At 65.7% G+C, this 21,486-nt stretch carries 22 protein-coding genes and 1 other RNA gene; 17 read left to right on the top strand and 6 right to left on the bottom strand.

The genetic code is table 11. The features are described from left to right. Positions 1-50: 50 nt before the first annotated feature. From hemW to pepQ, 4 genes are all read left to right on the top strand, one after another. On the top strand, positions 51-1,211 hold the full coding sequence (gene hemW / locus ABB29_RS07255; RefSeq protein WP_057658130.1) for a radical SAM family heme chaperone HemW: 1,161 nt from the start codon (positions 51-53) through the stop codon (positions 1,209-1,211). 123 nt (positions 1,212-1,334) lie between these two features. Further along, complete coding sequence (locus ABB29_RS07250) at positions 1,335-3,788, top strand: DUF1631 domain-containing protein (protein ID WP_057657956.1); 2,454 nt, start codon at positions 1,335-1,337, stop codon at positions 3,786-3,788. Continuing rightward, positions 3,785-4,180: a PilZ domain-containing protein gene (locus tag ABB29_RS07245; RefSeq protein WP_057657955.1), complete on the top strand. Its 396-nt coding sequence runs from the start codon at positions 3,785-3,787 to the stop codon at positions 4,178-4,180. The genes ABB29_RS07250 and ABB29_RS07245 overlap by 4 nt, the downstream gene beginning before the upstream one ends. A gap of 95 nt (positions 4,181-4,275) precedes the next feature. Beyond that, positions 4,276-5,610, top strand: coding sequence for a Xaa-Pro dipeptidase (gene pepQ, locus ABB29_RS07240; RefSeq protein ID WP_057657954.1), 1,335 nt, complete (start codon positions 4,276-4,278; stop codon positions 5,608-5,610). A gap of 117 nt (positions 5,611-5,727) precedes the next feature. Here pepQ and pepP read toward each other — a convergent pair whose 3' ends face one another. Together pepP and ABB29_RS07230 are read right to left on the bottom strand one after the other, a co-directional pair. After that, entirely contained in the window at positions 5,728-7,050 is a 1,323-nt protein-coding gene (pepP, locus tag ABB29_RS07235; RefSeq protein ID WP_057657953.1) for a Xaa-Pro aminopeptidase, read from the bottom strand. Then, entirely contained in the window at positions 7,050-7,598 is a 549-nt protein-coding gene (locus ABB29_RS07230; protein WP_057658129.1) for a UPF0149 family protein, read from the bottom strand. The genes pepP and ABB29_RS07230 overlap by 1 nt, the downstream gene beginning before the upstream one ends. A 145-nt stretch (positions 7,599-7,743) precedes the next feature. Here ABB29_RS07230 and ABB29_RS07225 point away from each other — a divergent pair, with 145 nt between their 5' ends. From ABB29_RS07225 to ssrS, 4 genes are all read left to right on the top strand, one after another. Further along, complete coding sequence (locus ABB29_RS07225; protein ID WP_057658128.1) at positions 7,744-10,044, top strand: putative bifunctional diguanylate cyclase/phosphodiesterase; 2,301 nt, start codon at positions 7,744-7,746, stop codon at positions 10,042-10,044. 66 nt (positions 10,045-10,110) lie between these two features. Further along, positions 10,111-10,332 carry a TIGR02449 family protein gene (locus tag ABB29_RS07220; RefSeq protein WP_057657952.1) on the top strand — a complete coding sequence of 74 codons (222 nt, stop codon included), beginning with the start codon at positions 10,111-10,113 and terminating at the stop codon, positions 10,330-10,332. Beyond that, positions 10,329-10,625, top strand: coding sequence for a cell division protein ZapA (locus ABB29_RS07215; RefSeq protein ID WP_057657951.1), 297 nt, complete (start codon positions 10,329-10,331; stop codon positions 10,623-10,625). Before ABB29_RS07220 ends, ABB29_RS07215 begins: the two co-directional genes overlap by 4 nt. A 141-nt stretch (positions 10,626-10,766) precedes the next feature. Continuing rightward, positions 10,767-10,951: non-coding RNA, 6S RNA (gene ssrS / locus ABB29_RS16100), on the top strand. Between the two features lie 466 nt (positions 10,952-11,417). On the opposite strand, the gene ABB29_RS07210 is transcribed toward ssrS, so the two are convergent. Beyond that, positions 11,418-11,861, bottom strand: a complete 444-nt coding sequence (locus ABB29_RS07210) for a cupin domain-containing protein (RefSeq protein ID WP_057657950.1) — start codon at positions 11,859-11,861, stop codon at positions 11,418-11,420. 215 nt (positions 11,862-12,076) lie between these two features. On the opposite strand from ABB29_RS07210, the gene ABB29_RS07205 reads away from it, so the two are divergent. The 3 genes from ABB29_RS07205 to rpiA all read left to right on the top strand — a co-directional run bounded on the left by ABB29_RS07205 (position 12,077) and on the right by rpiA (position 13,876). Further along, a complete protein-coding gene (locus ABB29_RS07205) occupies positions 12,077-12,670 on the top strand; it encodes a 5-formyltetrahydrofolate cyclo-ligase (protein ID WP_057657949.1) in 594 nt (197 codons plus the stop codon). After that, positions 12,667-13,137 (top strand): EVE domain-containing protein, encoded by a 471-nt coding sequence (locus ABB29_RS07200; protein WP_057657948.1) that lies wholly within the window; start codon positions 12,667-12,669, stop codon positions 13,135-13,137. Before ABB29_RS07205 ends, ABB29_RS07200 begins: the two co-directional genes overlap by 4 nt. A gap of 85 nt (positions 13,138-13,222) precedes the next feature. Further along, positions 13,223-13,876 (top strand): ribose-5-phosphate isomerase RpiA, encoded by a 654-nt coding sequence (gene rpiA, locus ABB29_RS07195; protein WP_057657947.1) that lies wholly within the window; start codon positions 13,223-13,225, stop codon positions 13,874-13,876. Positions 13,877-14,014: 138 nt separating this feature from the next. On the opposite strand, the gene ABB29_RS07190 is transcribed toward rpiA, so the two are convergent. Next, entirely contained in the window at positions 14,015-14,401 is a 387-nt protein-coding gene (locus ABB29_RS07190) for a hypothetical protein (protein WP_057657946.1), read from the bottom strand. A gap of 182 nt (positions 14,402-14,583) precedes the next feature. Between ABB29_RS07190 and ABB29_RS07185 the strand changes: the two genes are divergently transcribed. From ABB29_RS07185 to ABB29_RS07175, 3 genes are all read left to right on the top strand, one after another. Further along, on the top strand, positions 14,584-14,997 hold the full coding sequence (locus tag ABB29_RS07185) for a hypothetical protein (RefSeq protein ID WP_057657945.1): 414 nt from the start codon (positions 14,584-14,586) through the stop codon (positions 14,995-14,997). Positions 14,998-15,063: 66 nt separating this feature from the next. After that, positions 15,064-15,519 carry a DUF192 domain-containing protein gene (locus ABB29_RS07180; RefSeq protein WP_057657944.1) on the top strand — a complete coding sequence of 152 codons (456 nt, stop codon included), beginning with the start codon at positions 15,064-15,066 and terminating at the stop codon, positions 15,517-15,519. A 304-nt stretch (positions 15,520-15,823) separates the two neighbouring features. Continuing rightward, a complete protein-coding gene (locus ABB29_RS07175) occupies positions 15,824-16,669 on the top strand; it encodes a SirB1 family protein (RefSeq protein WP_057657943.1) in 846 nt (281 codons plus the stop codon). 81 nt (positions 16,670-16,750) lie between these two features. On the opposite strand, the gene ABB29_RS07170 is transcribed toward ABB29_RS07175, so the two are convergent. After that, positions 16,751-16,939, bottom strand: coding sequence for a rubredoxin (locus tag ABB29_RS07170; RefSeq protein WP_057657942.1), 189 nt, complete (start codon positions 16,937-16,939; stop codon positions 16,751-16,753). Between the two features lie 63 nt (positions 16,940-17,002). Between ABB29_RS07170 and thiE the strand changes: the two genes are divergently transcribed. Both thiE and hemL read left to right on the top strand, forming a co-directional pair. Beyond that, positions 17,003-17,629: a thiamine phosphate synthase gene (gene thiE / locus ABB29_RS07165; RefSeq protein WP_057657941.1), complete on the top strand. Its 627-nt coding sequence runs from the start codon at positions 17,003-17,005 to the stop codon at positions 17,627-17,629. Beyond that, the gene (gene hemL / locus ABB29_RS07160) at positions 17,626-18,918 is read left to right on the top strand and encodes a glutamate-1-semialdehyde 2,1-aminomutase (protein ID WP_057657940.1); all 1,293 of its coding nucleotides are present in this window, start codon (positions 17,626-17,628) and stop codon (positions 18,916-18,918) included. Before thiE ends, hemL begins: the two co-directional genes overlap by 4 nt. Before the next feature lie 74 nt (positions 18,919-18,992). Here the strand turns inward: hemL and ABB29_RS07155 are convergent, their stop codons facing one another. Next, positions 18,993-20,225 (bottom strand): acetylornithine transaminase, encoded by a 1,233-nt coding sequence (locus ABB29_RS07155; protein ID WP_057657939.1) that lies wholly within the window; start codon positions 20,223-20,225, stop codon positions 18,993-18,995. A gap of 85 nt (positions 20,226-20,310) precedes the next feature. Between ABB29_RS07155 and ABB29_RS07150 the strand changes: the two genes are divergently transcribed. Beyond that, a complete protein-coding gene (locus tag ABB29_RS07150; RefSeq protein WP_057657938.1) occupies positions 20,311-21,183 on the top strand; it encodes an ion transporter in 873 nt (290 codons plus the stop codon). Positions 21,184-21,486: the final 303 nt, after the last annotated feature.

Genomic DNA, 21,486 nt, shown 5'->3' with positions numbered 1-21,486 from the left:
GTGTCGCATGCAGATCGCGCATCGGCCCGCGCCTCACCGAACCTGCTGCCATGACCATGCTGATTCCACCGCCGCTGTCGTTGTACGTACACCTGCCGTGGTGCGTGCGCAAATGCCCGTACTGCGATTTCAACTCGCACGAAGGCAAAGGTGCGCTGCCATTTGAAGACTACGTCGACGCATTGATCCGCGACCTGGATCAGGACCTGCCGCTGGTCTGGGGACGCAGCATCCACAGTGTGTTCTTCGGTGGCGGCACCCCCAGCCTGTTCCCGGCGGAGGCGATTGATCGCTTCCTGCAGGCCGCCAGCAGCCGCCTGCGGTTTGCGCCGGACTGCGAAATCACCCTGGAAACCAACCCGGGTACCACCGAACATGGCCGCTTCGACCGCTACCGCGCCGCCGGTGTCAACCGCATCAGTTTCGGCATCCAGAGTTTCGACGATGCCTGCCTCAAGCGGCTGGGCCGCATCCATGACAGTGGCGAAGCCGAACGTGCGGTCAAACTGGCCCAGGATGCCGGTTACGACAACCTCAACCTGGACCTGATGTACGCCCTGCCCGGGCAGACCCTGGCCATGGCCGAACACGATCTGCAACGGGCCTTCGAGCTGCAGCCGGCGCACATCTCGCACTACCAGCTGACCCTGGAACCCAACACCGTGTTCTTCGCCCGGCCACCGCAGGGCATCCCCGACCAGGACAACGCCTGGGACATGCAGGAACGCTGCCAGGCCCTGCTGGCCGCCGCCGGCTACGGCCACTACGAGGTCAGTGCCTACGCGCGCCCGGGCCGGCAGTGCGCGCATAACCTCAATTACTGGCGTTTCGGCGATTATCTCGGGGTCGGCGCAGGCGCCCACGGAAAACTGACGCTGGGGGCCGAACAGGCAGTGCTGCGGCGCTGGAAGATCAAGCACCCTGCCCAGTACCTGGCCCACGCCGGCAGCGCGGCGGCAATCGGCGGCGACGAACGCATCGCCCCGCAGCGACTGCCGTTCGAGTACCTGCTGAACAGCCTGCGCCTGCACGAAGGCTTTGCCCTGGCCGACTTCCAGGCGCGTACTGGCCTGGAACTTGCATCGCTGCAGCCGGGCCTGCAACAGGCGCTCGAGCGTGGCTGGCTGGTCAGCGACGGCGCGCTCGTGCGCCCGACCGAGCTCGGCCGGCGCTTCACCAACGACGTCATCAGCCTGTTCCTGGACAGTTGAGGACCGCCGCCGGGGTGGCGAGCGCCCGGGCCGCCGTGGGCTACGGCTTGGCGTGACCTGATTCGCCTTTCATCCGACCAATGTGATATTTCTTCAATTCAAGCGGGAGAGTCACCCAACACAATGCCAGCACCCAAGTCGCCGCTAGCGGCCGCACCCTCGGCCACCATCGCCAACGCGCCCCTGCCCCCGCGGGTGCGGTCGATCCTGCGCAACCTGCTGCAATACGCATCGGTAGATCTGGCCTCGTCGCTGACCGCGATGCTGCCGGAGTTCGAGCAGCAGATGTTCAAGCAGGCCGACCGCTCGCACAGCAATAACCGCCAGGCCGAGCAACTGGCCAACCTGCGCACGTTCCAGCGCAACCATGACGAATTCATCCCGCATTTCGTGTTCGCGCTCGAAGCCGAACTGTCCGGAATCAGCCACGCGGCAGTGGTAGCGGCCGAGTCGCCACGGGTGGAATACCGCACCCTGACCCTGGTCGAAGACGCGGTGATGGATCAGGAAATCGTGCTGCGTGAAGTCGCCCGCCGCAGCGAAATCCGCGCCGCCGGGCCGCTGCTGTTGCTGGGCCAGCGCTTTGGCGTACTGGCAGGGCAACCGGCGTTCGATCTGACCCGCCTGCCGGTGGGCCCGCAAGCGCTGTGCCGGATGCTGAAACTGGCCGGTGAAACCCTGGAAATCAATCTCGAATCGCAACTGCTGCTGTATCGCACGTTCGATCACAAGGTCATGCACAACTACGCCGAATGGGCCGAACTGCTGAACCAGTTCCTGTCCCGTGAAGGGGTGCTGCCGGGGCTGGTGTTCATGCCGCGGCGGGTGCGACCGGCCAGCGATGGCAGCCGCCCGCAAGGACAGGCGCAGGCCTCGGCGCGGCCGATGACGGCCTGGCAGGGCCAGGCTGCACCCGCCAACTGGGCGACCCTGGCGGCCGCCGATCTGGCCGCGGCCGATGCGTCGGCTGTCAACAGCGGCAGCCCGGCCAGCAGCAACGCCGCGCCGGCGACCGCAACCCCCGGCCAAGCGCCGTTGCCGGCCGCCGCCGACAGCGCCAGCGCCGACGCCTCGTTTGCCACCCTGCAGAAGCTGCTGTCGATCCGCCGCAATGCCCAGCAGCACGATGCCGCCCAGGCAGGCGCCGCCGATGCCGGCGATCCCGGCCTGGCCGCCAATCCGTTGCAGGATGCCGCGGCGCTGCCAGACCCTGCCCCGCAGGCCGCCAATGCAGTAGCCGCGTTCCGCAAGAAGCTGCTGCCCACCCACGACGTGCTCGAGACCCTGAAGACGCTGCAGTCCGCCGATCTGCCCGAACGCCCGCACAACGGGCGCCGGCGCAGCATGCAGGACCTGCAGCAGGCGATGCTGGCGCAGGCGCGGCAACAGCATGGCCCGCAGGCAGCGCTGGCCAGCGCCGACTCGGACACCTTCGAGTTGCTGGACCTGCTGTACAACGAAATCGATCGCGAGGTGCAGCAGGACGCGGCCGCCGCCGACCTGCTGGTGGCACTGCAGGTGCCGGTGGTCCAGGCCGCCCTGCGCGACCGCAACTTCTTCCTGCGTCCGCAGCATCCTGCGCGCGAACTGCTCAACGCGGTCGCCGAATCCGGCGCCACCTGGCTGGGCGACGACGATGTCGATCCGCAGCTGGTGCAGAAGCTGCAGGAAGCGGTGCAGAACGTGGTCGCCGATTACGACGGCGACGACATCGTGTTCGAACGCGCCAACCAGGATCTGCAGCAGCACCTGCAGGCGATGGCCCGCAAGGCCGAACTCGCAGAACGCCGGCAGATCGAGGCCGCACGTGGCAAGGAAAGGCTGGAGATCGCCAAGCAGAAGGCCAGCGACACCATCCATACCGCGCTGCGTGACCAGCAGCCGCAGAAGTTCGTGCAGGCCCTGCTCAACCAGGCCTGGGCCGATGTCCTGACCCTGGCCCTGCTGCGCAACGGCGAGGACTCCGACGAGTGGCACGAACAACTGCAGACCACGCTGGAAATCGTCGCCGCCACCAGCGCCGGCGAAGCCAGCGACGGCAATCCGGAGCTGGCCGGCAAGATCGAGCAGTCATTGCTGCAGGTCGGCTACCACGGCGATGAAGCGGCGGCGATTGCCCGTCGCCTGTCCAGCAGTGAAGACGATGAGACGACTTCGCGCACCGAGCTGACCGCACGGCTCAAGGCGCGCAGCCGGCTCGGCGACCAGAGCAGCACGCCGACGCCACGCAAGAAGCCGCACGAGCGCACGCCGGAAGAACAACAGGCCTATGATCACCTGCGCAGCCTGCCGTTCGGTACCTGGTTCGAATTCACCCATAACCAGCAGGGCGACGTCCGCCGCCAGCGCCTGTCATGGTTCAGCCCGGTGACCGGCAATGCGCTGTTCGTCAACCAGCGTGGACAGCGTGTCGGCGAACATTCGATGGACACCATTGCCCACCTGATGGCCAAGGGCCAGGTCCGTATCGTCAGCGAAGATCGTGGCCGGCTGATTGACCGCGCCTGGAATGCCACCCTCAAGGCGCTGCGCGGCCTGACCAGCCGTGGCCCCGACGCATCGGGAGAACCCGCATGAGCCGTCGCGACTCAAACCCGCCGTCATCGGCACACGACGCCGGCAGCCGCGAAGCGCGCCGTGCCGCGCGCCGCCACGTGGTCGAGCCGATGCAGGTCAGCAACACCATGACCGAGCAGGTGATCGGCCGCGTTGGCAATGTGTCCGAAACCGGCATGCTGCTGATTGCGAGCGTGCCGCTGGTGGAGGATGCGCTGTACCAGCTGCGTTTCTCGATCCGGGATGCACGTGGCCGCGAGCAGGCGATGAATGTCGGCGCACACCTGCTGTGGCTGTCGCAGGCCAATACGCCCGGGCAGTCATTCGCCGGTCTGCGCTTCCTGACCCTGGACTCGGCCGCGCGCGAAGCGCTGGCGGCCTGGGTCGCCGCAGCCGGCACCGCGGCGCGCTGATCAGCCGCGCGGCGGTGGCCGCGCATGACCTGTTTCACTGCCGCTACAGGCGCTTTCCCGCACAATAGGCGGCTTCTCCTCAAGAGTAGCCGCCGATGACCACTGCCGCCCTCGACATCGCCCCTTTGTATGCCGGACACCTGGCCATGATGAAGGCGCGCGCCGATGAAGCGCTGTTGCGGGGTGGTTTCGATCATCTGGTGATCCCCAGCGGCACCCTGCACTACCAGGTGTTCGACGACCGCGACTACCCGTATGCGGTCAATCCGCAATTCAAGGCCTGGCTGCCGCTGACGCGCGTGCCCTACAGCTGGCTGGTGTACACGCCGGGCCAGCGCCCGCAGGTGATTTTCTACCAGCCATTCGACTACTGGCACGTGGTGCCGGACGCGCCGAGCGGTTGGTGGGTGGAGCATTTCGACATCCACATCATCCGCAAGCCGGAGGAAGCACGGAAGTTGCTGCCTGCCAACGTCGCCCGCTGCGCGATCCTGGGTGAACCACAGAGCGCGCTGGAGGAGTACGCGCCGAACAATCCGCGGCCGGTACTGGACTATCTGGAATACCACCGCAGCTACAAGACGCCGTACGAAATCACCCTGATGCGGGTCGCCCAGCAACTGGGTGTCCGCGGCCACCGGGCCGCCGAGGCGGCATTCCGCGCCGGTGAAAGCGAGTTCGGCATCCACATGGCGTATTGCCGTGCGGTCGGCCAGGATCTGGGCACGTTGCCGTACAACAACATCATCGCGCTCAACGAGCACACCGCCATCCTCCATTACACCGAGCTGGCGCAGCAGGCGCCGGCCGATGCCCGCAGCTTCCTGATCGATGCCGGCGCCAGCCACGCCGGCTACGCCAGCGACATCACCCGCAGCTACGCGGCCGATGCAGGCTGCGAGTTCCAGGCAATGATCGATGCGGTCGACCAGGCGCAGATCCGGATGTGCAACGCGGTCCGCGACGGCAAGGACTACAAGGCGCTGCATATCGATGCGCATCACATGCTGATGGCCATCCTCAAGGACTTCGACGTCATCAACGTATCGCCGGAAGCGGCGGTCGCCAGCGGCGTCAGCTTTGCCTTCATGCCGCATGGGCTGGGCCATCCGATTGGCCTGCAGGTGCATGATGTCGCCGGTTTCGCCGAAAGCGACCGCGGCGGCAGCATCGCCAGGCCCGAGGGCTTCCCCTACCTGCGCATGACCCGGGTACTGGAGCCGGGCATGGTGGTGACCATCGAACCGGGCCTGTACTTCATCGACATGCTGCTGGAAGAAGTGAAGAAGAACGGCCACGGCGACAGCATCAACTGGCAGCGGGTCGAGCAGTTCCGTCCGTATGGCGGCATCCGTATCGAAGACGAAGTGCTGTGCACCGATGGCGATGCGGTCAATCTGACCCGCGAAGCATTCGCACAGGCGGATTGATAGCGACTACGAGCCTTCTGCGATTGGCATGGAGGGCTTTTGCCGCGACAGCCGAGGGCCAAGCCAGGCCAGGCGCTGCTGACACGCACGGCAGCCAGCGCCAGTGTTGAAGCGGTGCTATGCCGCCATCAACGCTTCTATCTCGTCGGCGCTGCGGGCCAGCGCATCGGTCAGTACCCGGTGACCGTCTTCGGTGATGACCACATCATCCTCGGTACGGATGCCGATGCCGCGCCACTGCGCCGCAACACGGGTGTCGTCGGCGGCGATGTACAGACCTGGTTCGATGGTGAACACCATGCCCGGCTCCAGCAGCCGTGACTCACCACCGAGCCGGTATTCGCCGACGTCGTGCACATCCAGACCGATCCAGTGCCCGGTCTTGTGCTGGTAGAAGCGCCGGTATTCGCCATCGGCAATGTTCTTTTCCAGCTTGCCCTTCAGCAGGCCCAGTTGCAGCAGGCCTTCGGTAAGCGTGGCCACCGCTGCTTCGTGGCCGGCTTCGTAGGCCACTCCCGGTCTGGCTTGTTGCAGCGCGGCCGCCTGCGCCTTGCCGACCAGATCATGCAGCGCGCGTTGCGCCTTGCTGAAACGACCGTTGACCGGGAATGTGCGGGTAATGTCACTGGCGTAGCCGCGATACTCCACCCCCGCATCCACCAGTACCAGCTCGCCATCGCGGGCGACGGCATTGTTGGCCCGGTAATGCAGTACGCAGGCATTGCTGCCGGCACCGACGATGCTGTTGTAGGCCGGCCAGCCGTCGTGGCTGCGGAACACGCATTCCAGCTGCGCCTGCAATTCGTATTCGCGGATGCCCGGGCGCGCGGCACGCATCGCCGCCTGGTGCGCCAGCACGCTGATGTCGGCGGCCTGCTGCATCAGCGCCAGCTCGGCCTTCGACTTGAACAGCCGCAGTTCGTGCAGCAGGTGGCCCAGCTCGAGGAACTCATGCGGCGGCTGCGCGCCCATCCGCACCTGGCCGCGCACGTGGCGCAGCCAGCCAATCAGCTTGAGATCGAAATCGGCGTCGCGGCCAAAGTGGTAATAGACCCGCGAGCGTCCTTCCAGCAGGCCCGGCAGGATGTCGTCGACGTCCTCGATCGGATAGGCATCGTCGGCGCCATATACCTCGACCGCGCCTTCCTGGCCGGCACGCGGACCATCCCAGCGCTCACGCTGCGGATCGCGCTCGCGGCAGAACAGGATGACCTCGCCGTGCTTGCGGCCCGGCACCAGCACCAGCACCGCTTCGGGCTCGTTGAAGCCGCTGAGGTACCAGAAATCGGAGTCCTGGCGATACGGGTGGAAGGTATCGTGGCTGCGCACGCGCTCCGGCGCCGCCGGCAGGATCAGGATGGCGTTGGGTCCGGCCATCCGCATCAGTTGCTTGCGCCTGCGTGCGAACTCGCCCGCCGCGATGCCGGTCCACGCCTTCATCAGTTCAGGCTCTGGCGGTGCCTGGGCGCCATCACGCAGTCGCCATGCAGCAGCAAGGTCGCCACGCGCACGAATTCCTCGATTTCGGCCAGCGCGTCTTCTTCTTCCTCGCCATCGCCGTCGCCGCTGTCGGGATCGGCCTGGGCCAGGCGCGCGAGATCCTGCAGCGCTTCATTGCCTTCCTCCGACAACGCCGGTGCCGAGCCGGCGGCCAGTCCGAAGCCACCGAGGAAACCCCGGCACCAGGCAAACAGCGCCTGGGCGCGGTCCGACAGCGATTCGGAGGCATCCGGCAGCAACAGTTCGAAAGCAAAGCCGCGGTCTTCCAACTGCTGCGCGCTGATCTGGCGCAGGCGGTCGAGCGGACTGTCCGCCGCCGGTGTCTGCAGCACGTCGTCGGCCAGCACCTTGGCCGGCCAGGCGGCGGTGTCCAGGCCGCCACCGGCCAGCCAGCCGCACAGCGCACCGTGCAGTTCGGACGCATCGGTGGCCAGTCCCAACTGCTCGGAGGCCAGCGAGATTTCTTCGATAGAGGGCATATCGGACATGGTCAAACGCGTTCCGTGGGGGAAGCCGGACAATGTGGAAGTGTAGCAATGAATCCCCGCCTGGCCGCTTGTTCTGGCGCTGCCGGCGTGTCTACACTCGTCGTCATCCCTTGGCTCGCAAGTCTTGTCCTTGATGGCCGTGAGCATGTTTCCCGCCGTTTTCGCTGTCGCTGTCGCCGAACCCGCCGGCGGCCGGGTGGCCGTCATGCTGCTGGCGATGGCCGTGCTGGTGGCGGTGATCGGGTACCTGTTGCGCGAGCAGCGGCGGACGCGTCGCGACCGGCTCGGCACATCGCCGCCGTTCGACCGGGCCGAGGCGGTGGACGACATGTCGCGCCTGAATTCGGCGCTGTGGGCCAGCGGCGAGCGGTTCTGGGATTACGACCTGCGCCAGCGCCGGATCAGGCATCTGTATATCGGCGACCTGCCGGCGCCCGCCAGCGGCGCAACCGAACCGGCGCCGCCGATCGCCGCGGCGGCTGCCGGCCTGCATACCCGTATCATCGCCCGTGACGGCGAGGTGCCGACCATCCATCCCGATGACCTGCCGCGGGTGATGCAGCGCTTGCGCGAGCATCTCGATGGCGAGGCGCCGATGTTCCGCTCCGAGCACCGCATGGATCTGCGCAACGATGGCCAATGGACCTGGATCGAGGCACACGGACGGGTGGTCCAGCGTGACGACCACGGCCAGCCGATCCGCCTGGCCGGCACCGCCCGCGACATCAGCGCCAGTCGCAATGCGCGCCATGAGCAGCGCATCACCGGCGAAGTCATGCGCAGCATGAACGAAGCGGTGGCGGTGCTCGATGCCCACCAGCATTTCGTCACCATCAACCCCGCCTTCACCCGCATGACCGGCTTCGAAGCCAGCCAGGTCATCGGCCAGTCGGTGCACATGCTCGACAGCTCGCAGCACGACGATGCGTTTTTCCAGCGCATGCGCGAAGAACTGGAACACGCCGGACGCTGGTCAGGCGAAGTCTGGAAGGTGCGCCGCGATGGCGAGGAGATCCTGTGCCGGATCGAGACCAACCGCATCGCCGAGGACGACCAGCGGCACCTCTACGTGCAGGTGCTGACCGACATCACCGAGCAGAAGCGCGCCGAACAGGAACTGCGCTACCTGGCCAACTACGACACCCTGACCAGCCTGCCCAACCGGTCGCTGCTGTCCGAGCGGCTCTCGCGCGCGATCGTCCGCGCCCGCCGCGAGGGGGGCTACGTGGCGGTGCTGTTCCTGGACCTGGACCGGTTCAAGGACATCAACGATTCACTGGGCCATGCCACCGGCGACCGCATCCTGCGCGCGGCGGCATCGCGCGTGCAGCAGACGGTGGGCCCGCGCCACACCGTCGCGCGCCTGAGCGGCGATGAGTTCACCGTGGTACTGGAAGACATCAGCTCGCAGGCCGATGCCGAACAGTTCGCGATGGATCTGATCCGTGCTTTCCGGCTGCCGTTGAGTTTCGACGAACGACTGGAACTGTCGGTATCGCCGTCGATCGGCATCAGCCTGTACCCGGATCACGGACAATCGCCGGCGGACCTGCTGAAGCATGCCGACACCGCCATGTACCAGGCCAAGGCGATGGGCCGGCACACCTACCAGGTGTATTCGGAGTCGATGGACGAGAAGAACCGCCATCGCGCGGTGCTGGCCAGCGCGCTGCGACGGGCGCTGGAGCGCAACGAGTTGTCGCTGGTGTTCCAGCCACGGTTCTCGATCAGCCGCCAGCGCATCACCGGGGTCGAGGCGCTGATGCGCTGGGAAAGCCTGGAGTTCGGCATGGTCTCGCCGGCCCAGTTCATCCCGCTGGCCGAAGAGTCGGGGTTGATCCTGGACATCGGCACCTGGGCCATGCAGGAAGCCTGCCGCACGCTGCGGCAATGGCGCGACGCCGGCATGCAGCATCTGGTGGTGGCGGTCAACGTGTCGGCGGCGCAACTGCAGCACGGTGACCTGTCGCAGGTGGTCGAACGCGCGCTTGCCGAAAGCGGGGTGCCGGCCGACTGCCTGGAAATCGAGTTGACCGAAAGCGTGATCATGACCGACCCGGAACAGAACGCGGACACCCTGCGCGCCTGCCGCCGGCTCGGCGTCTGGCTGGCGATCGATGATTTCGGCACCGGCTATTCATCGCTGGCCTACCTCAAGCGGCTGCCGCTGACGACCCTGAAGATCGATCGCGAATTCATCAGCGATCTGACCCACGACCGCGACGACGAGGCCATCACCAGCACCATCATCACCATGGCCCAGTCGCTAGCGCTGAAGGTCATCGCCGAGGGCGTGGAGACCTTCGACCAGTACGAGTTCCTGCGCAGCCATGGCTGCGACGAGGTCCAGGGCCACTGGGTGTCACAGGCGCTGTCGGCCGATCAGTGCCTGCGCTTCATCCGTGACTACTACCCGCAATCGGCCGGCGTGCACGCGGTGAGCTGAGCGGCCACGGCCGTCGACAGCCGCGGTGCTTGACCACCTGCCATGCTCGTGCCTATCGTGCGTGCCATGGACAGCCCCGACTTCAGCGACCAACTGCAACGCCTGTCCTCGCGCATCCAGGAGCTGGCCGACCGCTGCCATCGACTCAGCGAGGAGAACCGCAGCCTGCGCCACCAGCAGGAACAGCTGATGGGCGAACGTTCACAGCTGCTGGCCAAGAATGAGCAGGCCCGATCACGGGTGGAAGCCATGATCACCCGCCTCAAATCCCTGGAGCAGCACACGTGAGCAACGAGCCGGTCAGCGTCCATATCTTCGACCGCGAATACACCGTCGGCGTCGAGCCCAGCGAGCGCAGCAGCCTGATGGCCGCGGCCAAACTGCTGGACAACAAGATGCACGAGGTGCGCGGGGGCAACAAGATGGCCGCCATTGATCGCGTCGCCGTGCTGGCCGCGCTCAACCTGGCCCACGAACTGCAGCAGCTGCGCGATGAAGGCTTCGCCCGCGAACGCGAAATGGCGCGCACCCTGGCCGAACTCAACCGCAAGCTCGACCACCTGCTGGATACGCCGGCCTGAGTCATCCGGGCATCGGCAACGGGCCGGCTGGGCCGCGCCAGCGCGGTGGCCACTGACAGCACCGTGATGCAACTGAATCGCAGTGAAAATCGGCCGACAAACGGGCTGCGCATCGGGGGCCCTGCCGCTATACTGTCGCTGCGTCCTCTGCTGTGTCCGACAGCGCGCGCAAACATTCGCCTTGTCCCTTAATTGCGACCGCGGGGAGGCAACCGAAGCCGGGAGTGCATGTCTGCCTTGAGCGGAAAGCCCGATGGCCTCCAAGCCTTCCCACTTGAACCCCGGGTTCAAGGTCGTTTCGCGAGCATCGCCATGGCGGAGGACGTATTTTTTCCTGCGTGGATTCTTCGACCCGCCCACGTAGAGCGGAGCTTGCTCCGCTGAAGCACCCATCGCCCAGCCGGACTTATCGACATCGCACACCGTAGAGCAGAGCTTGCTCCGCTGCGAATGTCCGGAGAAAAGGCAGCGGAGCAGGCTCCGCCCTACAAGACGTATGCGATGTCCGGAGAAAGGGCAGCGGAGCAAGCTCCGCTCTACAAGACGTATGCGAATGTCCGGAGACTAAGGGCAGCGGAGCGAGCTCCGCTCTACAAGACGTATGCGAATGTCCGGAGAAAGGGCAGCGGAGCGAGCTCCGCTCTACAAGACGTATGCGAATGTCCGGAGAAAGGGCAGCGGAGCAGGCTCCGCTCTACAAGACGTATGCGAATGTCCGGAGAAAAGGCAGCGGAGCAAGCTCCGCTCTACAAGATGGGGATGTGTAATCCATACGCCTGAGCCGCAGCGCCGTTACTGGTGGATGTCCGCCACCAGCAGGATCGCGACATCGTCAGTTTCGTTGCGGGCGAAATGCTTGATCCGGTGGTCTTCGACCACGCTGTCGCCTTCGTTCAGTACCAGCGGCATCTTGCAACCGTCCACGTAGATCTTGATCTGTCCGTGCTTCATGAAAAATATCCCGGGGCGTTTGCCATGCGAGTGGTACGGGATCACGCCACCGGGTTCGACAGTGACCGTGCGCATGCGCAGGAAATAGCCGGGCTGCTGGATGCTCTCCTGGCCCAGGTCGACCTCGCCGAGAATGACCGCCGGGTGTTCTCCGACCGCCTTGGTCGGATGCTGCCAGCCGCCATCGCCCTCCTGGCCGGCTGCACACTCCATCTTCTGCACCGCCAGCGCTGGCATGGCCAGTGCCAGCAAGCACGGTGCGAGCATCATCGGTTTGATCGGCATGATTGGTCCTCGAGCGATGAAAAATCTGATACCCCGGTTCTAGCAATCGCCGGTGAAACCGGTCAATTAACAAAGAGTGCGGTTGGCCGCGCCGGCGTCCACGCCACAGAGGCGCGCGTTGCCTGGCAGCTGTCGGTCAGACCGCGCCTGACCAAAGACCGCCTGACCCTCTAGAATTGACCGATGACTTCCCTTGCCCCGCGGATGCCCGCCCCATGACTCCGGATCGCGACGCGCTGCGTCGCCAGCTGCGCCAGCGCCGCCAGGCCCTGCCCGCCGCCGAACGCATCGCTGCTGCCGATGGCCTGGCCCGGCAGGTGTTTTCACTGCCGTTCTTTCCCTCCCGCGGGTATGTCGCCGGCTACTGGTCGATGCAGGGCGAAATTGGCCTGCATGCGTTGCAGGTCCAGTTGCCGGCGGATCTGGTGTACTGCCTGCCGGTCCTGCACGAGGACCAGCAACTGCGGTTTGCGCCGTGGCGCTCGGGCGATCCGCTGGTGACCAACCAGTTCGGCATTCCCGAACCGGACGTGTCGCCGTCGTCGGCGCTGCCGGCACGGGACATGACCCTGGTGCTGATGCCACTGGTCGGCTTCGACGCCGCCGGCAACCGCCTCGGCATGGGCGGCGGCTGGTACGATCGCACGTTCGCATCGCGCCAGTCGCAACCGCCGCCGCCATGGCTGGTCGGGGTCGGCTTCGCCGCCCAGGCGGTACCGGCGTTGCCGGTGCAGCCGTGGGATGTCAGAGCCGATGCCATCTGTACCGAGCGCGACACCCTGATTTTGAACGGAACCGCACCACCATGACCGCCCGCAAACGCTATTGGCTGATGAAATCCGAACCGGACGCGTTTTCGATCGACGATCTGCAGAAGGTCAAGGTCGAACCCTGGAACGGGGTGCGCAATTACCAGGCCCGCAACTTCATGCGTGATGGCATGCAGGTCGGCGATGGCATCCTGTTCTATCACTCCAACTGCAAGGTCCCGGGCATCGTCGGCACCGCCACCGTCGCCAGCAAGGCCTACCCGGACCCGACCCAGTTCGATCGCAAGAGCGACTACTACGACCCCAAGAGCAGCCCGCAGGAACCACGCTGGATGCTGGTCGATGTAGCCTTCGACAGGAAACTGTCGCGGACGATCGCGCTGGACGAAATCAAGGCCCACGCCGATGCACTCGGCGAAGGCTTTGCCCTGACCCAGCGCGGCAACCGCCTGTCGGTGCTGCCGGTCACCGCGGCGCAATGGAAGTTGCTGCTGGCGCTCGAATGATCCGCCTCGCGGCCAGCGCGCCGCGTCGGTTGGCGGTGTCCAGCCACCGCCCCACCCTCTTTTTTTTTTCCAGCAGGTAACCCCGATGTCTCAGAACGAAGCCAAGCGCCTGGCCGGCGAGAAAGCCATTGATTACGTCGAGGACGGCATGATTGTCGGCGTCGGCACCGGCTCGACCGTGGCCTTTTTCATCGACGCACTGGCCACGGTCAAGGACCGCATCAAAGGCGCGGTGTCCAGTTCCGAACAGAGTACCCAGCAGCTGCGCGGGCACGGCATCGAAGTGCTGGATCTCAACGCTACCGGCAAATTGTCGCTGTACGTCGACGGCGCCGACGAATGCGATGGCAACAAGCGCCTGATCAAGGGCGGTGGCGCGGCGCTGACCCGCGAGAAGATCATCGCCGAAGCCAGCGAAAAATTCGTCTGCATCATCGACCCGGCCAAACAGGTGCCGGTGCTGGGCAGGTTTCCGTTGCCGGTGGAAGTGATCCCGATGGCACGCAGCCTGGTGGCGCGCGAAATCCTGGCGATGACCGGCGGCCAGCCGGTGTGGCGCGATGGGGTCACCACTGACAACGGCAACTGGATCCTGGACATCCACAATCTGTCCATCGTCGATCCGGTCGGCATGGAACAGGCCTTGAACCAGATCCCCGGCGTGGTCAGCGTTGGACTGTTCGCGCGGCGTCCGGCCGACGTGGTCATCGTCGGCGGACAGCCGCCGATCGTGCTGTAAGCGCTGCTGTCGTCCGTGAGCGCGCCGTAAGCAGACGCGCTGCCGCCAGGGGTGTCGTAATCAGGCATCCGCTGCCCGGGCATCATCGAACCTGACAGCATCCCGACGGCATGGGCAGGCGTCCAGCGCCTGCCCGGCTCAATCGCTTTCCGACAGCGCCTCGACCAGCTCGGCGACCAGCGCCCGCCGCTTCGGCGGCAGTTTCAGCAGCGCGTCGATGGTCTGCCGGTCCTTGCCGCTCATCGCCGGCCATGCCGGACGTGATTCGGCCACGCGCCCCTTGCCGGTGCTGCCGAACCGCAGCGCGTGCGGCTCGACGCCGAGCAGTTGCGCTATCACCAGCAGTTTGTCCTGCGCCGGGATACCCATCCCGCCCAGCCAGCGGGAAGTCGTCTGGAAGCTCACCGAGCGACCGCGATACTTGCTGTTGAACAAGCGGAACAACACCACCGGCCGCGGCTCGTATCCTGCGTCCTGCATGGCCTGCGCCAGTCGTTGAGAAAATTTCTCGCGCTCGTTGTTCATGCCGGAAGAAGTTAATGGAGCGCGCCGGCACCAATTCACATTCTACGTTCATTGACATGAACTTTTCAGGCGCATACAGTGATGACGCTTGCCGCGCGGGCTCTGCCGCGTGGCCGTCACCGGGGCTGAGGAACAGCCCGCAGGCGGATGCGGTGCTCCGTCTTGGTCATGGATGGGAACTGATGAACGATTCTGCTTTCAACACGCACATTGATCGTCCTGGCGTGCGCCCGCCGGCTAGTCCGCACGTACTCGACCAGCTTCTGCGCATGATCCAGGGCGGTGTATCCAGCAGCATCGCCGATCCGGGACTGGCGGCGTTGTCCAGGCCCTGCCTCGAACAGATCAGCGCGTCGGCCCAGCGCCAGGCCGACCAGTGTGGCGAAACGACATTGCTGATGATGGAGCTGCTGCAGCAGCTGCTGGACGAACCATCCCCGCAGTCGCCGGACCTGCTGCGGCGCCTGTCGCGACAGCAGCATGCCTGCTATCTCGATCAGCAGCGCTGGCAGTCGCTGGCCGACAACGCCAGCTACTATCGCCGTCATCCACGCGTCGCCGAGCGGATTGCCTGCTGGTTCACCCGCAACAGCTGACCGCTGTCACCTTGACGCTGTCGACGGCTTCGCGCATGGTTCGCCCTTTAGGATGGAGAGCGTGCCATGTGGTTCCAGCGTGTGTCGTTGTTGTCTTGCCTGGTGCTGCTGAGCGCATGCGCCAATGCCAAGGGCCCATGGGTCGAGCTGGGCGGCCACCGCTACCAGGTGGAGATTGCCGATGATGACGCCGAGCGCGCACGCGGACTGATGTTCCGCGACCAGATGGACGCCGACGCCGGCATGCTGTTCATCCATGACCGCCAGGAACGGCAGGCCTACTGGATGAAGAATACCCATATCCCGCTGGACATCCTGTACTTCGACAATGATCGCAAACTGGTCAGCCAGCAGCGCGACGTACCGCCGTGCTCGGCCGGCGACGGCTGCCCGGCCTATCCCAGCAATGCACCCGCACGCTACGTGCTGGAACTCAACGCCGGCCAGGCCGCCGCATTGAAGCTGGAAGACGGCGCCAGCATCACTTTCGGTGACGGCATCGAAGCGCCGCCGGTGCAGTAGTTGCTGCTGGCTGTTGTTGCGGTTTGCCCCCACCCCAACCCCCGTATCAAGTAGGGGCAGACTCTCCCCCGTAAACCGGGGGGAGGGGGTTCATCCGTGCTGAAAATTGCACCGCACATTTTTCAGACATGCCTCTTGGTCAGGCGAATAGCCATCGTCTACTGCCACTGTCTGGTGTACGGATCAGCCCCCTCCCCTGTTTGCGGGGGAGGGTTGGGGTGGGGGCCGCTTCAAGCAATAGAAACAATCACCCGCTCCCCATCCAAGACTTGATTGTGTCGCTCGATGGCCGCAGTCTGTGGCCATGCGGACACGAATGCGACTACCGGACTGGAACGAGCTGGCGGCTCATCCCGATGACAACGTGCCGTTGCTGGAAGCCGCGCTGCTGATTGCGCGCGACGAATATCCGCAGCTGGATGCCGATCTCTACGACACCCTGCTGCAAAGCCATGTCGCCCATCTGCAGACCGAGGTCGATGCGATCCAGGCCTGGCCGCTGAAGATGGCGGCGATCAACCGGCATCTGTTCGACGAACTCGGCTACAGCGGCAACCATGACGAGTATTACGACCCGCGCAACAGTTATTTGAACGAAGTGTTCGAGCGCCGGCTCGGCAATCCGATTTCACTGGCGATGGTGCAGATGGAAGTGGCGCGGCGACTGGGGGTGCCACTGGACGGGGTCTCGTTCCCGGGCCATTTCCTGGTCCGGCTGCCGGTCGATGACGGGCTGCTGGTGATGGATCCATTCAACGGTGGTCGCCCGCTGGGGGTCGACGAATTGCGCGAGCGGGCCAAGCCGCACCTCGGCGGCGATGTGCCGGACGACAATGCCCTGCTGCACATCCTTGACCCGGCCTCGCACCGGGCCATCCTGATCCGGACCCTGCGCAACCTGCATGGCCTGTACGCGGACCGGCAGGATTGGGAACGCGCCGCGCGCAGTGCCGATCGCGTGCTCAAGCTGGCCAGCGAACAACCGGAAGCGCTGCGTGACCGCGGCCTGGCCTATCTGCAACTGGACTACCAGCACGGTGCCCGCCAGGACCTGCAGCGCTATCTGCAGCTGGCCCCTGATGCGGCCGATGCGGTCGCCATCCGCGAGCAGTTGATCGAGGCCAGCAGCCGTAGCGGGCGCATGCATTGAAGCGCCCGGCCCGTCACTGAGCGGTACTGGCCAGCGCCAGCGATCAGGCGCTGAGGCCGCCGGCCTTGCCTGCGCTGCCGATCAGACCTCGACCATCTCGAAGTCATCCTTGGTCACCCCGCAATCCGGGCAGGTCCAGGTATCGGGAATGTCCTCCCAACGGGTGCCGGGAGCGATGCCTTCCTCAGGCAGTCCGTCCGCTTCGTGGTAGATGAAGCCACAGACCACGCACATCCAGCTGCGGAAAATGGCGGCATTGGGGTCGGTCATTGGATAATCAGCGCTGCGAAAACCCGATTGTCCCACTCCCCGCCCCTGACCGGAAGTTTGCCGATGCCCGCGCCGCCCCGTGGCCTGTACCTGATCACGCCTGACGAGACCGACAGCGAGCGCCTGCTGGCCCGGGTCGCACCGCTGCTGGCGCTGGACGTGTGCTGGCTGCAGTACCGCAACAAGCGCGCCGATGCCGGCCAGCGCCGGCAGCAGGCGCACGCCTTGCAGACCGCCTGCGCCGCCGCAGGGGTGCCACTGATCATCAATGACGACGTGGCCCTGGCAGCGGATGTGGGTGCCGCCGGCGTGCATCTGGGCGAGGACGATGGTGACATCGCCGCCGCCCGCGCCGCGCTCGGCGCCGACGCCATCATCGGCGCGTCCTGCTACGACCAGCTGCAGCTGGCCCGGCAGGCGGTGGCCGCCGGTGCCAGCTACGTCGCCTTCGGAGCGTTTTTTCCCAGCCGCAGCAAGCAGGCCACTCGCCGCGCATCGCCGCAGCTACTGACCCAGGCCGCCAGCTTGAATGTGCCGCGGGTGGCGATTGGCGGGATAAGCCCGGACAATACCGGTCCCCTCATCGCCGCGGGCGCGGATCTGGTGGCGGTCATTGCCGGCGTGTTCGATGCGCCGGACCCGATCGCCTCCGCGCGCGCCTATCTGGCCTGCTTCCAAGGTAAATCATGAACCACGACCACTCGCACGCCCTGTTCACCCGCGCCCAGTCGCTGCTGCCCGGCGGGGTCAATTCGCCGGTGCGCGCGTTCAAGTCGGTCGGTGGCGAGCCGTTCTTCGTCGAGCGTGCCGACGGCCCGTATCTGTTTGACGTCGATGGCAACCGCTATATCGACTATGTCGGTTCCTGGGGCCCGATGGTGGTCGGCCACAACCACCCGCAGGTGCGCGAGGCAGTGCGCCTGGCGATCGACAACGGGCTGTCATTCGGCACCCCGACCCCGGCCGAGGTGACCATGGCCGAAACCATCACCCGGCTGGTGCCGTCGTGCGAAATGGTGCGGATGGTCAACTCCGGCACCGAGGCGACCCTGTCGGCGATCCGGCTGGCCCGCGGCGCCACCGGCCGCAACCGCATCGTCAAGTTCGAAGGCTGCTACCACGGCCATGGCGACTCGTTCCTGGTCAAGGCCGGCAGCGGCATGCTGACCCTGGGCGTACCGACCTCGCCTGGAGTGCCGGCCGGCCTGAGCGAGCTGACCCTGACCCTGAGCTACAACGATTTCGATGCCGCCAGCCGACTGTTCGAAGAAGCCGGCGATGACATCGCCGCGCTGATCATCGAACCGGTGGTCGGCAACGCCAACTGCCTGCCGCCACGCGAAGGCTATCTGCAGCACCTGCGCCAGCTGTGCACGCAATATGGCGCGTTGCTGATTTTCGACGAAGTGATGACCGGTTTCCGGGTGGCGCTGGGCGGCGCGCAGGCGCGCTACGGGGTCACCCCGGATCTGACCACCTTCGGCAAGATCATCGGTGGCGGCATGCCGGTCGGTGCCTACGGTGGCCGTCGCGACCTGATGCAGCAGATTGCACCGGCCGGTCCGATCTACCAGGCAGGCACCCTCAGCGGCAATCCGGTGGCGATGGCGGCCGGGCTGGCGATGCTGGAGCTGGTCCAGGCACCGGGCTTCCATGACCGGCTGGAAGCGGCCAGCAACACACTTTGCGATGGCTTGCAAGCGGCCGCGGCCGAGGCCGGCGTCGCCCTGACCACGACCCGTGTCGGCGGCATGTTCGGCCTGTTCTTCACCGATCAACAGGTCGATACCTATGCCCAGGCAGTGGCCTGCGATACCGCCGCTTTCAATCGTTTCTTCCATGCCATGCTCGAGCGTGGCGTGTATCTGGCGCCGTCGGCGTTCGAGGCCGGCTTCATGTCCAGCGCCCACGATGCGGCCGTGATCGAACAGACCATCGCCATCGCCCGCGAGGCATTCGCGGTCGTCGCCAAAGGCTGATCCCTGGACACATCGGCGCGGACGCGAAGCCGCGTCCTGCGCCGCCCGCCACGGCGGGCGGCACGAGCTGGCCGTCAGCTACGGCCGGCAAATTCCCGCAGCGCGGCGTGCAGTCGTGACAGGCCATGTTCCAGTTCTTCGTCGCTGATGTTCAGCGCCGGCACGAAACGCAGTACGTCCGGACCTGCCTGCAACAGCAACACGCCCTGCGCCGCGGCTAGATCCAGGATCTCGCCAGCCCGGCCGGCATGCGCCGGCGCCAGCACCGCGCCGAGCATCAACCCGCGTCCGCGCAGCTGTTCAAACAGGCCCAGCTCGGCATTGATCGCCTGCAGGCGATCCCGCAGCGCGGCGGACTGGCGGGCGACGTTGTGGCTGATGGCATCCGAGCCCAGCTTGCGCAGGGCCACCCGCGCCACCGCCGCGGCCAGCGGATTGCCGCCGAAGGTGGTGCCGTGGGCGCCAAACTGCATGACTTCGGCGACCTTCGGCCCGGCCAGCATCGCGCCAATCGGGAAGCCGCCGCCCAGGGCCTTGGCCAACGTCACGATGTCCGGCTTCACCTGATCCTGCCAATGCGCGAACAGGGTACCGGTACGGCCCATGCCGGCCTGGATCTCGTCCAGCACCAGCAACGCCCCATGCTGATCGCACAGCGCGCGTACCTGCTGCAGGAAACCCTCGGCAGCCGGCATCACTCCACCCTCGCCCTGCACCGGCTCCAGCATCACCGCGGCCACGTCGTCATTGGCCATCGCCGCCTGCAGCTGCGCCATGTCGTTGAAGTCTACATAGCGGAAACCCGCCGGCAACGGCTCATAGCCCTGCTGGTACTTGGGCTGCGCGGTGGCGGTGACGGTGGCCAGGGTGCGGCCATGGAAACTGCCGCGGAAGGTGACGATGACACGCCGGTCAGGACCGCGTCCCTGCTGGCTGGCCCACAGCCGCACCAGCTTGATCGCCGCCTCGTTGGCCTCGGCGCCGGAATTGCACAGGAAAGCACGGCTGGCAAAGCGCGAAGCCTCGACCAGTTCCTGGGCCAGGCGCAACGGCGGCTCGCTGTGGAAGATGTTGCTGGTGTGCCACAGCTTGCCGGCCTGTTCGATCAAAGCGGCGGTCAGATCCGGGTCATTGTGCCCCAGGCCACACACGGCAATGCCTGCGGACAAGTCGATATACTCGCGCCCTTGATTGTCCCAGACCCGGGCCCCCTGGCCGCGCTGCAGGACCAGCTCGCGCTGGCGATAGACCGGCAGGTAGTACTGCTGGCCCAGGGCAAGGAGTTCGGCGTCGGCGTGGGTGGTCATGGCAACACGGTCACAAGGTCGGATGACGTATTGTGGCCGATTATTCGGCCTGCGCGGCGCTACCCAGGGGTTCGGAGGATCCTAGATGCGACTGTTTTCAAATCCGCAACTCAATCCGGCTAGGGAAAGCGGCTGGCGACGCCGGTGGTTCGATATCATCTATCGCCACGACACCGTGCCGTCGCGCAATTTCGATCTGTTGCTGATTGCCACCATCCTGCTCAGCGTGGTGGTGATCATGTTCGACAGCGTGGCCAGTTTCCACGCCCGCTACGCGCGCGAGCTTTACATCGTCGAATGGGGCTTCACCATTCTGTTCAGCCTCGAATACCTGTTGCGGCTGGCGACCGTGCGCCGTCCGCTGCGCTACGCGTTGAGCGCGTGGGGCATCATCGATCTGCTGTCGATCCTGCCAACCTTCATCTCGCTGCTGCTGCCGGGCGGCCAGTACCTGCAGATCGTGCGCATCCTGCGCATCCTGCGTCTGTTCCGGATCCTGCGCCTGACCCAGTACGTCGAGGAAGGTGGCATCCTGGTCGGCTCGCTGTGGCGCAGCCGGCGCAAGATATTCGTGTTCATCAGCGGCATCCTGACCGTGGTGGTGGTATTCGGCGGGCTGATGTATGTGGTCGAGGGGCCGGAACACGGCTTCACCAGCATCCCGACCAGCATGTACTGGGCCATCGTCACCATGTCCACGGTCGGCTTCGGCGACATCGCGCCACAGACCTCGCTCGGCCGCTTCATCACCGCCCTGCTGGTATTGATTGGTTACAGCGTGATTGCAGTGCCGACCGGCATCTACACCGCCGAGCTGGCCAGCAGCATCCGCGAAGCCAGCCATGAAATCAGCCGCCATGATCATCGTGGCTGTCCCGAATGCGGCCTGGAAGGCCACGACCCCGACGCCCTGCACTGCCGCCATTGCGGCCATCCGCTGCCGGCGCCGATCGGCTGAGCAGGGGCGTAGGGAAAGCCAAGGCTCTACCCCTCTGTAGAGCGGAGCTCGCTCCGCTGCTTTTCATGCAATGTCCGGTATGTAGCACCGGTCAGGGGTTCAGCGCAGCAAGCTGCGCTCTACGGGCGGCGTGCACCGTCCTTGCTGTGTGGAGGGCTCGGTGGTTGTTTTGTAGAGCGGAGCTCGCTCCGCCGCTCTTCATGCACCGTCCGCGATGTAGCACCGGTCAGGGGTTCAGCGCAGCAAGCTGCGCTCTACGGGCGGCGTGCACCGTCCTCGCTGTGTGGAGGGCTCGGTGGTTGT

This window comes from Pseudoxanthomonas dokdonensis, from assembly GCF_001431405.1.
Lineage (GTDB): Bacteria > Pseudomonadota > Gammaproteobacteria > Xanthomonadales > Xanthomonadaceae > Pseudoxanthomonas_A > Pseudoxanthomonas_A dokdonensis.
The sequence above is the reverse complement of the archived record's forward strand: the minus strand, read 5'-3'. Positions and strand labels throughout refer to the sequence as shown.